At 66.6% G+C, this 13,783-nt stretch carries 7 protein-coding genes and 1 pseudogene; 3 read left to right on the forward strand and 5 right to left on the reverse strand.

The window, feature by feature from the left end; translation table 11 throughout:
- Nucleotide 1: 1 nt before the first annotated feature.
- From E8E91_RS09235 to E8E91_RS09245, 3 genes are read left to right on the forward strand one after another with little or no spacing between them, the layout of a single operon-like run.
- Entirely contained in the window at nucleotides 2-685 is a 684-nt protein-coding gene (locus tag E8E91_RS09235) for a hypothetical protein (protein ID WP_280375491.1), read from the forward strand.
- A 12-nt stretch (nucleotides 686-697) separates the two neighbouring features.
- Complete coding sequence (locus E8E91_RS09240; protein ID WP_280375492.1) at nucleotides 698-2,266, forward strand: FAD-binding oxidoreductase; 1,569 nt, start codon at nucleotides 698-700, stop codon at nucleotides 2,264-2,266.
- A 58-nt stretch (nucleotides 2,267-2,324) separates the two neighbouring features.
- The gene (locus E8E91_RS09245; RefSeq protein WP_280375493.1) at nucleotides 2,325-2,693 is read left to right on the forward strand and encodes a c-type cytochrome; all 369 of its coding nucleotides are present in this window, start codon (nucleotides 2,325-2,327) and stop codon (nucleotides 2,691-2,693) included.
- Nucleotides 2,694-2,891: 198 nt separating this feature from the next.
- Here E8E91_RS09245 and recD read toward each other — a convergent pair whose 3' ends face one another.
- From recD to aotP, 5 genes and pseudogenes are all read right to left on the reverse strand, one after another.
- Complete coding sequence (recD, locus tag E8E91_RS09250; RefSeq protein WP_280375494.1) at nucleotides 2,892-4,931, reverse strand: exodeoxyribonuclease V subunit alpha; 2,040 nt, start codon at nucleotides 4,929-4,931, stop codon at nucleotides 2,892-2,894.
- Nucleotides 4,928-8,560, reverse strand: coding sequence for an exodeoxyribonuclease V subunit beta (gene recB / locus E8E91_RS09255; RefSeq protein WP_280375495.1), 3,633 nt, complete (start codon nucleotides 8,558-8,560; stop codon nucleotides 4,928-4,930). The genes recD and recB overlap by 4 nt, the downstream gene beginning before the upstream one ends.
- Complete coding sequence (gene recC, locus E8E91_RS09260; protein ID WP_280375496.1) at nucleotides 8,557-11,961, reverse strand: exodeoxyribonuclease V subunit gamma; 3,405 nt, start codon at nucleotides 11,959-11,961, stop codon at nucleotides 8,557-8,559. Before recC ends, recB begins: the two co-directional genes overlap by 4 nt.
- A 245-nt stretch (nucleotides 11,962-12,206) precedes the next feature.
- Entirely contained in the window at nucleotides 12,207-13,115 is a 909-nt protein-coding gene (locus E8E91_RS09265) for a MurR/RpiR family transcriptional regulator (protein ID WP_280375497.1), read from the reverse strand.
- 176 nt (nucleotides 13,116-13,291) lie between these two features.
- A pseudogene (gene aotP / locus E8E91_RS09270) lies at nucleotides 13,292-13,783 on the reverse strand (arginine/ornithine transport ATP-binding protein AotP); the annotation flags it as partial.

The raw sequence follows: 13,783 nt of genomic DNA on the forward strand, positions 1-13,783 counted from the left end.
GATGAACATCGAACGTCGTACCCTGCTCAAGGGCATGGCCCTGGGCGGTTTGACCGGCATCGCCATGAGCGGCTCCAGCCTGGCGATGACCAAAGCCATGTTGGGCGGCCAGGCCCGGCCATTGCCCACCCTGGTACTGGTGGATGACGGGGCGGCCGGCAAGGCTTTCCTCGCAGGGGTAGGCTCCAGCCCGGCGGCCGGTAATGCCGAAGTGCAGCGCGCCGACATTGGCCTGGACTTCATCCTCGGTCTTGAAAAGCGCCTGCGCAGTGGCCAGCCGCAACGCATCATCGGCCTGGTGGATGACGCCAGCGCGGCACTGATCCTCGACCTCGCCCGCAGCAACGGCGCACGCGTGCAGTGGCTCGGCCAGCACTGCGCAATCGCCGGCGCCACCCGCCACCACCTGCTCAGCGCCGACAGCGCCCAAGGCTGCGCCCTGCACCTGGGCCAGCAGCTGCACGCCTGTGGCGGCGGTTTCAGCCTGAGCGAAGAGCATCCCCTGGGCGGTCAGCCCCTGAAGCTGACCGGCGCCGCGCGCAGCGGCGGTTCCGCGCAATGGGCGGCCAGCCTCGGCTACAGCCTGGCCGGTCTGGGTGGCGCCGACAGCAGCGCGGCCCCGCGTATCGCCAGCCATCAGCCGGCGCTCGCCGGCCAATTCGTTTCGTTCTCGATCGTGGCTTGAAGGAGCTGACAAATGACCGAGCAAACCCAGAAAACCCTGCTTCCCCGTGGCGTGAATGACGCCAACTTCCAGCAAGCCCTGGCCAAATTCCGCAAGCTGCTGGGCGAGGACAACGTCCTGGTCAAGGACGAACAGCTGATCCCTTACAACAAGATCATGATGGCCGTGGACAATGCCGAACACGCGCCCTCCGCCGCCGTCACCGCCACCACCGTGGAACAGGTGCAGGGGGTCGTGCGGATCTGCAACGAACATGGCATTCCGGTGTGGACCATCTCCACCGGCCGCAACTTCGGTTACGGCTCGGCGGCCCCCGGCCAGCGCGGTCAGGTGATCCTTGACCTGAAGAAGATGAACAAGATCATCCACGTCGATCCCGAGCTGTGCACCGCCCTGGTGGAGCCGGGGGTGACCTACCAGCAGCTGTACGACTACATCCAGGAAAACAACCTCCCACTGATGCTGTCGTTTTCGGCGCCGTCCGCCATCGCCGGCCCGCTGGGCAACACCATGGATCGCGGTGTGGGCTACACCCCCTACGGCGAGCACTTCCTCATGCAGTGCGGCATGGAGGTGGTTCTGGCCAACGGCGACGTCTACCGCACCGGCATGGGCGGCGTGAAGGGCGACAACGCCTGGCAGGTATTCAAGTGGGGCTACGGCCCGACCCTGGACGGTATGTTCACCCAGGCCAACTACGGTATCTGCACCAAGATGGGCTTCTGGCTCATGCCCAAGCCACCGGTGTTCAAGCCCTTCGAGATCAAGTTCGAGAACGAGTCCGATATCAGTGAGATCGTCGAATTCATCCGCCCACTGCGTATTGCCCAGGTCATCCCCAACTCCGTGGTGATCGCCGGCGTGCTCTGGGAAGCCTCAACCTGCAACACCCGCCGCTCGGACTACATCACCGAGCCGGGTGCCACCCCGGACGCCATCCTGAAGCAGATCCAGAAGGACAAGAACCTTGGCGCCTGGAACGTCTACGCCGCCCTCTACGGCACCCAGGAACAGGTGGACGTGAACTGGAAGATCGTCACCGGCGCCCTGGCCAAACTGGGCAAGGGCAGGATCGTCACCCAGGAAGAAGCCGGCGAAACCCAGCCCTTCAAGTACCGTTCCCAACTGATGTCCGGCGTGCCCAACCTGCAGGAGTTCGGCCTGTACAACTGGCGCGGCGGTGGCGGCTCCATGTGGTTCGCCCCGGTCAGCCAGGCCCGTGGCAGCGAATGCGACAAGCAGCAGGCGCTGGCCAAGAAGATTCTCAACAAGCACGGCCTGGACTACGTCGGCGAATTCATCGTCGGCTGGCGCGACATGCACCACGTGATCGACGTGCTGTACGACCGCACCAACCCGGAGGAAACCCAGCGCGCCAATGCCTGCTTCCACGAACTGCTGGATGAGTTCGAGAAGCACGGCTACGCCGTCTACCGCGTCAATACCGCCTTCCAGGAACGGGTGGCGCAGAGCTACGGCACCGTCAAGCGCAAGGTGGAACACGCCATCAAGCGCGCCCTGGATCCGAACAACATTCTCGCGCCCGGCAAGTCCGGCATTGACCTCGCCAACAGGTTCTAAAAGCAGCAAGGCCTCGCCGAGTCAGCCCGGCGAGGCCTTTTCACGTGCAGGAAACTCCATGTTCCACGAACGACTCCTTGTCACCGGCCTGGCGTTGGCCTCATCTCCGGCTTTCGCCCAAGGCGATACCGCCAAGGGCCAGGCCCTGTTCGCCGCCCAATGCGGCTTCTGCCACAGCGTCGAAGCCGGCAAGAACCTCATGGGCCCAAGCCTCCACGGCGTATATGGCCGCACCAGCGCCCAGGCGCCAAGGTTCGGCTACTCCGCGCCACTCAAGGGTGCCGGCCTTGAGTGGAACGACGCCAACCTGGACAAGTGGCTCACCAGCCCGGCCACCCTGCTGCCAGGCAACCTGATGATGTACCCGGGCCAACCCAACCCCCAGCAGCGCCAGGACCTGATCGCCTACCTCAAGAGCTTGAAGTAACGGCCCCACCCGTGGACCTGGCGGCGCATGCCTCCTGGGTATTCCGGCGCCGCGCAGCCAGTTGGTGGAGATCGCCGCCGGAAACGAGGAACGCGTTCGCGAGACTGAAACGGCCGGCCGCAAGTTGCGCGAGCTTTCAGCCTCGCTTTCCGGACTGGCGACGCTCCAGGCGCGCTGAGGGCCGTCCGGTCTGGTTACTCATCTCAAGTCAGCGTCCAGCAGCGATTCCCCCAATCCACTGCGCCGTTCAACGCGGCGTTGTACTGCCTGCTCGAAGATGCCGGCACGGCTCTCGATCAGGCTGAACCAGTCCCGCGCGCGGGTGATGCCGGTGTAGACCAGCTCCTTGGTCAATACCGGATTCAAGGTGTCCGGCAGGATCAGCGCGCAGTGGGCGAACTCCGAGCCCTGGGACTTGTGCACCGTCATGGCGAACACGGTTTCCACCGCTCCCAGTCGACTCGGCAGGATATGGCGCAGTGCGCCGCTGCCATCGTTGCGGGGGAACACCACGCGCAGCACCTGCCTCGGCGGGGCGCCGGGAAACTCGGGTGGTTCCGGCAGGCGCAGGGCGATGCCGATGTCACCGTTCATCAGTCCCAGGCTGTAGTCGTTGCGGGTCACCAGCACCGGGCGTCCCTCGTACCAGCCATGATCCTGTTCCAGCAAGCCACGACGCAGAAGCGCCTGGGCAATGCGTTCGTTCAGTCCCTCGACGCCCCACGGCCCCTTGCGAACCGCGCAGAGCAGCTGGAACTGGTCGAAGGCCTTCAGCACCCTGCCTGCCCAGGTATCCCATGCGGCCGACTCGGCACCCGGCTCGGGGCGTTCCTGCCGCATCACCTCCAGGTAATGGGCGTAGCCTTGCGGCTTGCGTTCACCGCTGGCCAGGCCATCCAGCAGCAGGCGCTCCAGGGCACGGTCCTGCTCGCCGGACAGACGCAGTACATGCAGGTCGCCGCTGCCCGCCGCCAGGGTGCTGCGGGCGGTCGAGGCATCCCCGACGTTCACCGCACGGGCCAGGCGGCCGATGCCGGAACCGCTGCCGAAGCGCCGCGAGTGACGCAGCATGACGATGTGTTGGGCCAGCGCCTGCTCGCCTGGCACCAGCGCTGGGTCTTCCACCCGCTCGCCGGTCTGGGCCTCCAGCCAGGCGCGTGTACTGGCGCTGTATCCACCCGCCTCCGCCTCCCGGCAGAGATCCCCCAGCACGGCGCCTGCCTCCACCGAGGCGAGCTGGTCCTTGTCGCCCAGCAGGATCAGCCGTGCATGGGCCGGCAGTGCATCCAGCAGATTGGCCATCATTTCCAGGTCGATCATCGAGGCCTCGTCCACCACCAGCACATCCAGCGGCAGCGGGTTGCCGGCGTCATGACGGAAGTGGCGACTGTCCGGGCGACTGCCCAGCAGGCGATGCAGCGTGGTGACGGTGCTGGGAATCTGCTCACGTACCGCGTCCGACACAGGCAGTGATGCCACCTGCCCGCCGATGGACTCGGTGAGGCGCGCCGCCGCCTTGCCGGTCGGGGCCGCCAGGCTCAGGCGCAGCGGTGCGCCCGCCGCCATCGCGGCCTCCTGCAGCAACGCCAGCAAACGCACGACCGTGGTCGTCTTGCCAGTGCCGGGGCCGCCGGTGATCAAGGTGAAACGGCCTTGGGCTGCCAGGGCGCAGGCGAGTTTCTGCCAGTCGGTGAGGCGCTCGCCATCCAGCACGAAGGGTTCGGGGAAGAGCGTGGCCAGGCGCACGGAAAGGTCGGCCGGCGCAGCGGACGTCGCCCGCAGACGCTCGCCGATGTTGCCCGCCACCCGGCGCTCGTAGTCCCAGTAACGGCGCAGATACAGACAGGTACCGCTCAGAACCAGGGGTGCGCCGTCGGCTTCCAGCAGCGAACTGCCGGCGTGCGCCGCCAGCCAGTGTTCCGCGGTCAACCCGGCCAGCACCTGGGATGGCAGCTGCGTCGCCAGTTCCGCGTCCTCCCCCTCCGGCGGCAGGGACAGAGTGAAATCCGGATTGGCCAGGGTAGCGGCCAGGTCCAGGCAGACATGGCCCTGCCCCAGCTGATGGCTGGCCAGGGCAGCCCCGAGGATCAGCAGCGGCGACGCTGTCGGGTCCAGCTCGGCGAGAAACCGCGCCAGGGCACGGTCCAGCTCCCGTAGCCAGCCACGCTCGCTCCAGGCTTCCAGCAGGGCGAAGAGTTCGTCACGGTCACTCAGCGCCGGCGACAATGTGGGACTCATGCAACGGCCTCCTCAGGCTCGCCCAGGAACAGGGCATCCAGCTGTTCGATCAGTTCGCGCGACGGACGCGCCAGGTACACACCCGGACCGGGCGCACGAAGGAACAGGTAGAGCGCGCCGCCCAGATGACGGTCGTAGTCGTAGTCCGGCAGGCGCAGGCGCAACTGCCGATGCAGGGCCAATACATAGAGGACGTACTGCAGGTCGTAGCGATGGCTGGCCATGGTCGCGGCCATCGCTTCGCGGGTGTAGGCGGCGTCATCGGTGCCCAGCCAGTTCGACTTGTAATCGGCCACGTAGTAGCGGCCTTCATGCTCGAACACCAGGTCGATGAAGCCCTTGAACATGCCATTCAGGGTGTCGGCGCGCAGCGGCTGGCGGGCGACGCCCGGCAGCTCATGGTGCTGCACCAGCGCGTCGAGACGCAGCACGTCGACGCGACTGGCCTCGAACCAGAACTCCAGCTCCGGCTGGTATTGCGTCATCTCCGCCAGGCACACCGCGCGGCCATCGCCCAGGTGCAGCGGTTGCACCAGCAGCGCTTGCAGCCATTGGTGCAGCGGGTCGATCCACATTTCCAGGCCACGACGACGGCAGCGTCGCGCCACGGCGTCACGCAACGCCTCCGGGTCGGCGGCGAGCTGGGCGAAGCCTTCCTCAGCGGCCATTTCCAGCAGGCCGTGGAGGAAGGTGCCGGGATTGGGACCACGGGGAAAACGGTGCAACCCCTGGGCGGATACCGGCAACGGAGCCTGCGCCAGTTCGGGATTTTCGTCATCGCTGGAGTTCTGCATGGCCGCGCTGTCCGGCGCCGCGTCGTCGTGTCGGCTCGGCGTCGACAGCCTGTCCTCGTCCAGGCGCAGGGCACTGTAGGAGGCGATCCACCAATGCTCGGCGGCACGTCGCTCCGGGGTGCGCCAATGGGGCTCGAACTGCCCCTCCTCCAGGGCTTCATATCGCTGTTCGGTCGCTTCTGGGGCCGGCAGCACGGCACTGCGCGGCACCGCTGCGAACGGTTCCAACCAGGCGGCAAGCGCCGCACTCTGGGCCAGAGCCTGGCCGCCACCCAGCAGGTAGCCGAAGGCCGACTCGTGCAGGCGCGACTTCTTCGCGTTGCCAATCTTCAGGTCCGCCACGCCCAGCCAGCAGGCATGACGGGCGCGGGTCAGCGCCACGTAGAGCAGGCGCAGGTCCTCGCCCAGGCGTTCGCGCTCGGCCTTCTCCAGGGTGTCTTCATCGGCCTTGAGCACCAGCCGGCGGCGCTCGCCGTCGTGCACCTGCAACGGCTTCTTGTCGTCCACGGGACGGAAGGCGCAGATAAAGGGCAGGAACACCAGCGGGTATTCCAGACCCTTGGATTTGTGGATGGTCACAACCCGCACCAGGGCCTCGTCGCTTTCCAGGCGCAGCACCTGTTCCTCGGCGGCCTGGCCGTCGCCGGCCAGCAACTCGGCCAGATGGCGGATCAGCGCCAGCTCTCCATCCAGTTCGGCAGCGGCTTGCTGCAGCAGCTCAGCCAGGTGCAGCAGATTGGTCAGCACCCGCTCGCCATCGTCACGCCCCATCAGTCGCTGGGGAAGTTCGAAGTCCTGCAGCAATTGGCGCAGCATCGGCAGCACGCCCTGACGCTGCCAGCGCTGGCGGTAATCGCGGAACTGCATGACGCGGCGTTCCCAGATGCGCTCGTCGAGGTTGAGCTGCTCCAGTTCGGCCAGATCGAGCCCAAGGGTGGCGCTGGCCAGGGCGGCACGCAGGGGTCGATCCTGGTCCGGCTCGGCGCAAGCGCGCAGCCACAGCAGCAGGTCGCGCGCCTCCTGGGCAGCGAACACCGAATCCTTGTCCGACAGGTAGACGCTGCGCACCCCTCGCGCGGCCAGCTCACCCCGGATGGCCTGGGCCTCGTTGAAATCACGCACCAGCACGGCGATGTCGCTGGGCTGCAGCGGTTTCAGTGCACCGTCCTTGCTGAAGCCGGCGCGCTGCCGCTGGCCGAGGTCCAGCAGGCGGACGATCTCGCTGGCCGCGCCTGCAGCCAGGGCGGCGAGGTAGTTGCCCTTGGCCACCGGTTCCTCAGTGGCCAGCTGCCAGAGGTTGAGGGCTGGCTGGACCTCGCCTTCCACGGTCCAGGTTTCCTTGCGGCCCTGGGCCTCCACCGGGATGAACGGCAGGTCGTCGCGGAACAGGAAGGCCCCTGCCCCGCCCTCGCGGTTCTCGGCGCGGAGGAAGACGTCGTTCACCGCATCCACCATGTTCTGGCTGGAGCGGAAATTCTTTTCCAGGTTGTAGTGCCGCCCAGCGGTGGCGCGGCGGGCCCGCAGGTAGGTGTGGATATCCGCACCGCGGAAGGAATAGATGGCCTGTTTGGGGTCACCGATCATGAACAGGCCGCAGTCGTCGCGATTGGCCTCCACCTGGTAGAGGGTGTCGAAGATGCGGTACTGCAGCGGGTCGGTATCCTGGAATTCGTCGATCAGCGCCACCGGGAACTGGTGGCGGATAACCTCGGCCAGACGCGGCCCGTTCTCGCTCTGCAGGGCAGCGTCGAGACGCGTGAGCATGTCGTCGAAGCCCATCTCCGCACGCTGGCGTTTCTCCCGATCGAAGCGCTGGCGAACCCAGGCGGCGGCGTGGTGCAGTGCAGCTTCGTCCGCGGCGGGCAAGCCGTCGAGCTGAGCCTTGAGGCTGGCCATTGCCTCCAGCGCCGGGTGCGCTGGAGGTGCGCCCTTCCAGGCTTCGGCAAGGCCATCGGGGGTCAGACGGGTGAAGCCGGTCCCGAGGTCCGGTCGCGCCTCGTCGCCATCCGCCCACTCCCGCAGTTTGTCCAGCCAGGGGTTGTAGTAGCGCGCCTGGATCTTGCGGGCGTCCACCGCCTTGTCGGCCACCGCTTTGTCCAGCAGGCCTTGCAGCTCATCGGCCCATGCTCGCCAGGGTGCCTTGAGCGCCGCCAGCTCCCGCTCGCGATCCAGCAGGGCCCGTTCCAGCAACTCGCCCAGGGGCTGTGCGCTGGCCGCGCTGTCTTCGCCCAGCAGCGGTCGCAAACGGGCACCAAGGTTGGCCGGAGTGCCCCAGCTGCGGGCGGCCCATTCCAGTGCGACGCCCTGCAGCGGGTAGCAATGCTGCCGCCAGTAATCGCGCACCACTTCAGCCAGCAGTTCGCTGTGGTCGGTTTCCAGGGTCTGGCTGAACAGGCTGCCGCTGTCGAAGGCGTGCTCCCGCAACATGCGCTGACACCAGCCGTGGATGGTGGATACGGCCGCCTCATCCATCCATTGCGCGGCCAGCTCCAGGCGACGGGCGCAGTCGGGCCAGCGGGATTCCGGGAAATCGCCGCGTAGCTCGTCCAGCAGGGGGTCGGATTCGCCATCGCCACGGAACACCGCCGCCGCCTGCACCAGCCGCGCACGGATACGGTCCCGCAGCTCGCGGGTGGCGGCATCGGTGAAGGTCACCACCAGGATCTGCGGCGGCAGCAAGGGCTCGCGAAACGCTGCGTCGTCGCCATGACAGAGGATCAGGCGCAGGTAGAGCGCGGAAATGGTGAAGGTCTTGCCGGTGCCGGCACTGGCCTCGATCAGGCGGCTGCCATGCAGCGGGAACCGCAAGGCAAGGGGGCGTTGGGGCTGACTCATGCCTGCTCCTCCTTGAGGGCAATGGGGTGGCTCTCCAGCAGCGGCTGGTAGAGCCGTTCGCTCCAGGCAGGGAACTGGCCATCGGCGATCAGGGCGGCGTAATTGGGGAATTGCCGGGCGAGGCTGGCGCTGCTGGCTACCTCGCCGGTGATGTTGTAGCCGCCCTCATACACGCCACAGGCCTTGTCGTCGTTGCCGTCTTTCAGCCAGGCCAGGGAAGTTTTCAGTGCCACCGGCAGCGGCGCCTGCATGCCGGCGCTCCAGGCCTCCAGCCAGGTGGTGAGCAGCTTTCCGGCATGTTCGGCCGCCAACGGCTCGAAGGCCAGGCTCTGGTCCTCGCCCACCAGCAACGTGGTGATGGGAACTCCGCACGCTGCCGCGACCACATGCAGTACGTAGGGACGCAACAGGCGATGCCACTTCCAGGTCTTGTCCTTGGCCAGGGCGCTGGGCAGCAGTTCCAGCCGTGCCAAGCGGCCGTCGGCCTGCTGCCGCAGACCACCGAGCCAACCGTCGAGTTGCACCGCGCCCGCGCTGAAGCTCAGTCGCTGCGGCGACTCCACCCGCTCCGGCCACTGCAGGCATAGCCCTTCATAGCGTTGCAGTTGCCCCGGCAGCGGCTCCAGCAGGCTGCTGCGGTACTGCTCGCCGAAACCGGCCAGGGGCAGCACACCGCTGCGCTGCAACCGGTCAGCCGCTTCCACCAGCGCCTGCTGGGTGTCGCCATTGCCCGCCAGCACGGCAGATTTCAGCAAGTTGTCCTGCAACTGGTAGCGCTCCAGGCCATCGAGGGCGAAGGGTTCGCTGTCCAGTTCGGCTTGTTCGTCTTCATCCAGGTGCACTTTCAGTCGACGGGTGAAGAAGCACTTCACCGGGTCGCGCAGAAAGCCCTGCAACAATTCCGGGGTGATCTGCAGACCATCCTCCCAGGCCGACAGGCTGCCCGCAGCCTCACCCGGAGCAGCCTGACCGTGCAGCCGGGCCCACTCGTGGACATAGCTGAACAGCTCCGGCTCGGCGCCGAAGTAACGGCGGCTGAAGGGTTGCAGCGGGTGTTCGGTAGTCAGCGCGTGGAGCAGGTCGCCGCCACCGGCGAGACTCCAGGCGGTGCCGAGGTGGTCACGCAGTTGGCCGATCAGCACCGACGGCGGCCGCTCGCTGTTGTCGCGGATGCTGCGGCCCACCCAGCTGATATAGAGGCGGTCACGCGCCGCCAGCAGTGCTTCCAGCAACAGGTAGCGGTCATCCTCGCGGCGAGAGCGGTCGCCGGGGCGGTAGTCGCCAGCCATGAGGTCGAAGTCCAGTGGCGTCTGGCTGCGCGGGTAGTCACCATCGTTCATGCCCAGGAGGCAGACGTGGCGGAAGGGAATGGCGCGCATCGGCATCAGGGTGCAGAAGTTCACCGCGCCGGCGAGGAAGCGCTGGCTGAGGCGGCCCTGGTCGAGGTCACCGAGCCAGGCCTCGCGTACCACTGGCAGCGGCAGCGGCTCCTGCAGGCCAGCCGCTTCGCAGAGCGCCAACCAGCCGTCAAGGGCGTCAAGCAACTGAGTACGCAGGACTTCCTCGCGATCGCCCTTGGGCAGGAAGAAGGTTTCCAGCAGGCCGCGCAGGCGCTCGCCCCAGACCGCCGGAGCGGCGGGCTCGCGCAGCTGCGCCAGCTGGCGGTCGAGGGCTTCCAGCAGGCGGGTCAGCGGGCCGATCAGGGCCGCGTCGAGGCCGCCGATCTCGTCATAGGGCTCGATGTCGGCGTACGCCCCGGCGCCGCCCACGGCATAGCCCAGCAGCATGCGGCGCAGGCCGAAGCGCCAGGTGTTCTGTTCCAGCCCCTCGCCCAGGCCAAGGGATTCGCGCTGCCGGGCATCCAGGCCCCAGCGGATGCCGGCACCCTCCAGCCAGCGGCGCAGGGTGGGTAGTTCGTCTTCCGAGATGCCGAAGCGCGCGCGCAAGGCGGCCACGTCCAGCAGGTCGAGTACCTCGCTGACACTGAAACGGCTGTCCGGCAGTTGCAGCAGATGCTCCAGGGCGATCACCTGCGGGTCTTTGCCGCGCAGGCCCTGGTCAGCCAGGGTAAAGGGGATGAAGCGGGGATCATCGCTGCTGAACTGGCCGAACACCGCCTGGATGTGAGGCGCGTAGGTGTTCACGTCCGGCACCATGACGATCACATCGCGCGGGCGCAGCGTCGGGTCTTCGCTGAAGCAGGCCAGCAGTTGGTCGTGCAGCACCTCCACCTCGCGCTGGGCGCTGTGGGCGATGTGGAAGCGCAGGGTACGGTCCCGCGTAGGCTCCACGGGAGGCCAGGTGTCGCGGGTCTCCTTCAGGGGACGGAGGTCGAGGATGTCGTTCTGCAACTGGCCCAGCAGGCTGTCTTGCGGCGCCGGGCTGAACAGGTCGATACGCTCGAATTCCTCGCGGTAGCGCTGGGGTTGGTCGTACTGATCCAGCAGGTTGATGTAGTCGCGGCCCTGCTTGCCCCAGGCGGCCAGCAACGGCTGGGCGTGCTGGTGCATTTCCTCCTGGTCGAACAGGCCGATCTGCCCGCCGCCGCCCTTGCGTTGCTGGCGGCGGTACTCGTGGCGCAGCAAGTCCTTGTCTTCGACGATGTCGCCCCAGTGGTGCTGGCAGGGGTTGTGCACATAGAGCATCACCTGGCTGAAACGGGCCATGGCGGCCAGTGCCTCCAGCACCTGGGCGGGCAACGAGGAGATGCCGAACACGGTGATGCGGCGCGGCAGTCCGCGCGGCGGCGCATCCAGCTCCCGCAGGCGAGCGACGAAGCTCAGGTGCACACCGGCGCGGCTTTCCGCCAGATGCTCCTCGCCCACATCGGCCAGCAGCGCGCGCCACAAAGCCGGCTGCCAGCACGAGGCGTCGTCCAGCTCGCGTTCGCCGCCACGAGAAGTACGCAGGATGTCGCGGCCTTCAGCCCAATCCGCCAGCCAGTCGGCACGGTAGACCTGATACTGATCGAACAGGTCGGCCAGGCGCTCGGCCAGTTGGTGGCGCTTGCGCAGGTCGCTGTCATCGGCGAGGAAGCGGCGCAGCGGCGCGAATGCATCATCGGCCAGCAGGCCCGGCAACAGGCGCATCAGGCGCCAGGTCAGCGGCGCCTTGTCCAGCGGCGACTGCTCGGGAATGGCGTCGCGCCCGAGCACGCTGCGATAGGCCTGCCAGAGGAAGCGCGCCGGCAGGTCCACATCCAGCGCCGCCGCGATGCCACAACCGTCCCGCTCGGCCAGCGCCAGCTTGAGCCACTGGGCGATGCCGTTGCTCTGCACCAGCAGCACTTCGTTCTCCAGCGGCCGCAGCGGGTAGCGCTTCATCCACTCCACCGACAGGGCGCGCAGCTCCTCCAGGTGGTTGCCATGGATAACGATAAGGCCGGGTTCAAGCTCCTGCATGGGTAGGATTCCTGCGTGTGTACCGTAGGGACAATACTGACTGGTAGCTGCGACATCCTGTGTCGTAACCACCCTTTACGGGAAATGAAAAACTGTGACGCCGTCAATCTGGATACGCGACTACGTGGCAACCTCAGCCTGTACTGCATCCAGTGACGACCCGGCAGTTGGCGTATTGAAAAACATCACGACCTCAAGCGCGCGTTCAGAGGGCGTCACGCTGGCCCCTCAGCCGCTACGCCTGCTTACGTCTTCGGCGGTTTGCGACCTGTCGGCATGTGCAGGTAGGACATCACGCTCTCAGTCAACTCGGTGGCCAGTTTCACCGCTTCCTTGTTGCGGGCCATGACGCCTGCCACCAGTGCTTCGATCAGGGCGAGCACGGCGATATTGGAGCTGGTCAGAACCGGGTGATCGGCGGGAGCGAACAGGACGTGTTCGGCAATGCTGCTCAGCGGCGATGCAGGCGAATCGGTAATTGCCAGCACCTTGGCGCCGCGCTCCATGGCGAAGCGCGCCAGTTGCAGGGTGTCGATGGAATAGCGCGGCAGCGAAATGGCCAGCAGCACATCCTGCTGGGTGATTGCCGCCAGGCGATAGGCGGCGTTTTCATTGCCGCCCTCCATGCTGATGGCGATTGCGTCGGCGCAGAATGGCGTCAGCGTAGCGGCGGCCAGGCCGGCCATGTAGGCACTGTTGCCAAAGCCGAGGACATAGATCTTGCGCGCGTTGATCAGGCTGTCAACGAAGGCTTCGAAGGCAGTCTCCGGGTTGTTGGAGCCTGCGTTGCCGAGGTTGACGCTGGCGCTGCGGATCTGTTCATGCAGGCCGAATTCGCCACCGGCGCGTTGCTCAAGTTCACTGCGCAGCTTGTCGACCGGGGAAACCATTTGCTGCAACGTGGCGACCAGTTCGGTCTTCAGGCCGGTGTAGCCCCCCAGGTCCATCACCCTGGCCAGGCGATTGACCGCTGACGGCGAGGTGCCGGTCTCCAGGGCCAGTTCCTCGATGGTCAGGGTCGCGGCCTTCAGCGGATGACGCAGGATGAAGTCGGCGACCTTGCGTAGAGACGGCTGCAAGTCCGGCGCAAGTTCCGTCAGTTTGCGCATCACCGGTGCGGCATAGACCGTTGCGTTCTTGGGGGCGGTAGGCATGGGTAATCAGCGCTTCTGAGAGTGTCTGGGAGGCGCAAGGGTACGGCTTGGCCGACCTGCATGAGTCGGGCTGAAGTGTATCCGAAGCCGGCGGAACAGATGCGCGGCCTTGCCAGAGTTCTCGCGATGATCCCCGGCAGGCCGCTTCCCGCGTGCGGTCCCCGTCTGGCCTCGCGCTATTTCAGGCTGCCGGAAAGGAACTGCTTGAGGCGATCGGACTGCGGGTTGGCCAGCACGTCTTTCGGGCAACCGCGCTCTTCTACCAGCCCCTTGTGCAGGAACACCAACTGGTTGGACACCTCGCGGGCGAAGCCCATCTCGTGGGTCACCACCACCATGGTGCGGCCTTCCACGGCCAGGTCCTGCATGACCTTGAGCACCTCTCCCACCAGTTCCGGGTCCAGCGCCGAGGTGGGTTCGTCGAACAGCATCACCTCCGGCTCCATGGCCAGGGCACGGGCGATGGCCACGCGCTGCTGCTCGCCACCAGACATGTGCGCCGGGTAGGCATCCTTGCGATGGGCCACGCCCACCTTGGCCAGGTAGTGCTCGGCCTTTTCGATGGCTTCCTTCTTCGGCACACCGAGCACATGCACCGGCGCTTCGATCACGTTCTCCAGGGCGCTCATGTGCGACCACAGGTTGAAGTGCTGGAACACCATCGCCAG

It is taken from the genome of Pseudomonas sp. BN515 (assembly GCF_029873155.1).
GTDB lineage: Bacteria > Pseudomonadota > Gammaproteobacteria > Pseudomonadales > Pseudomonadaceae > Metapseudomonas.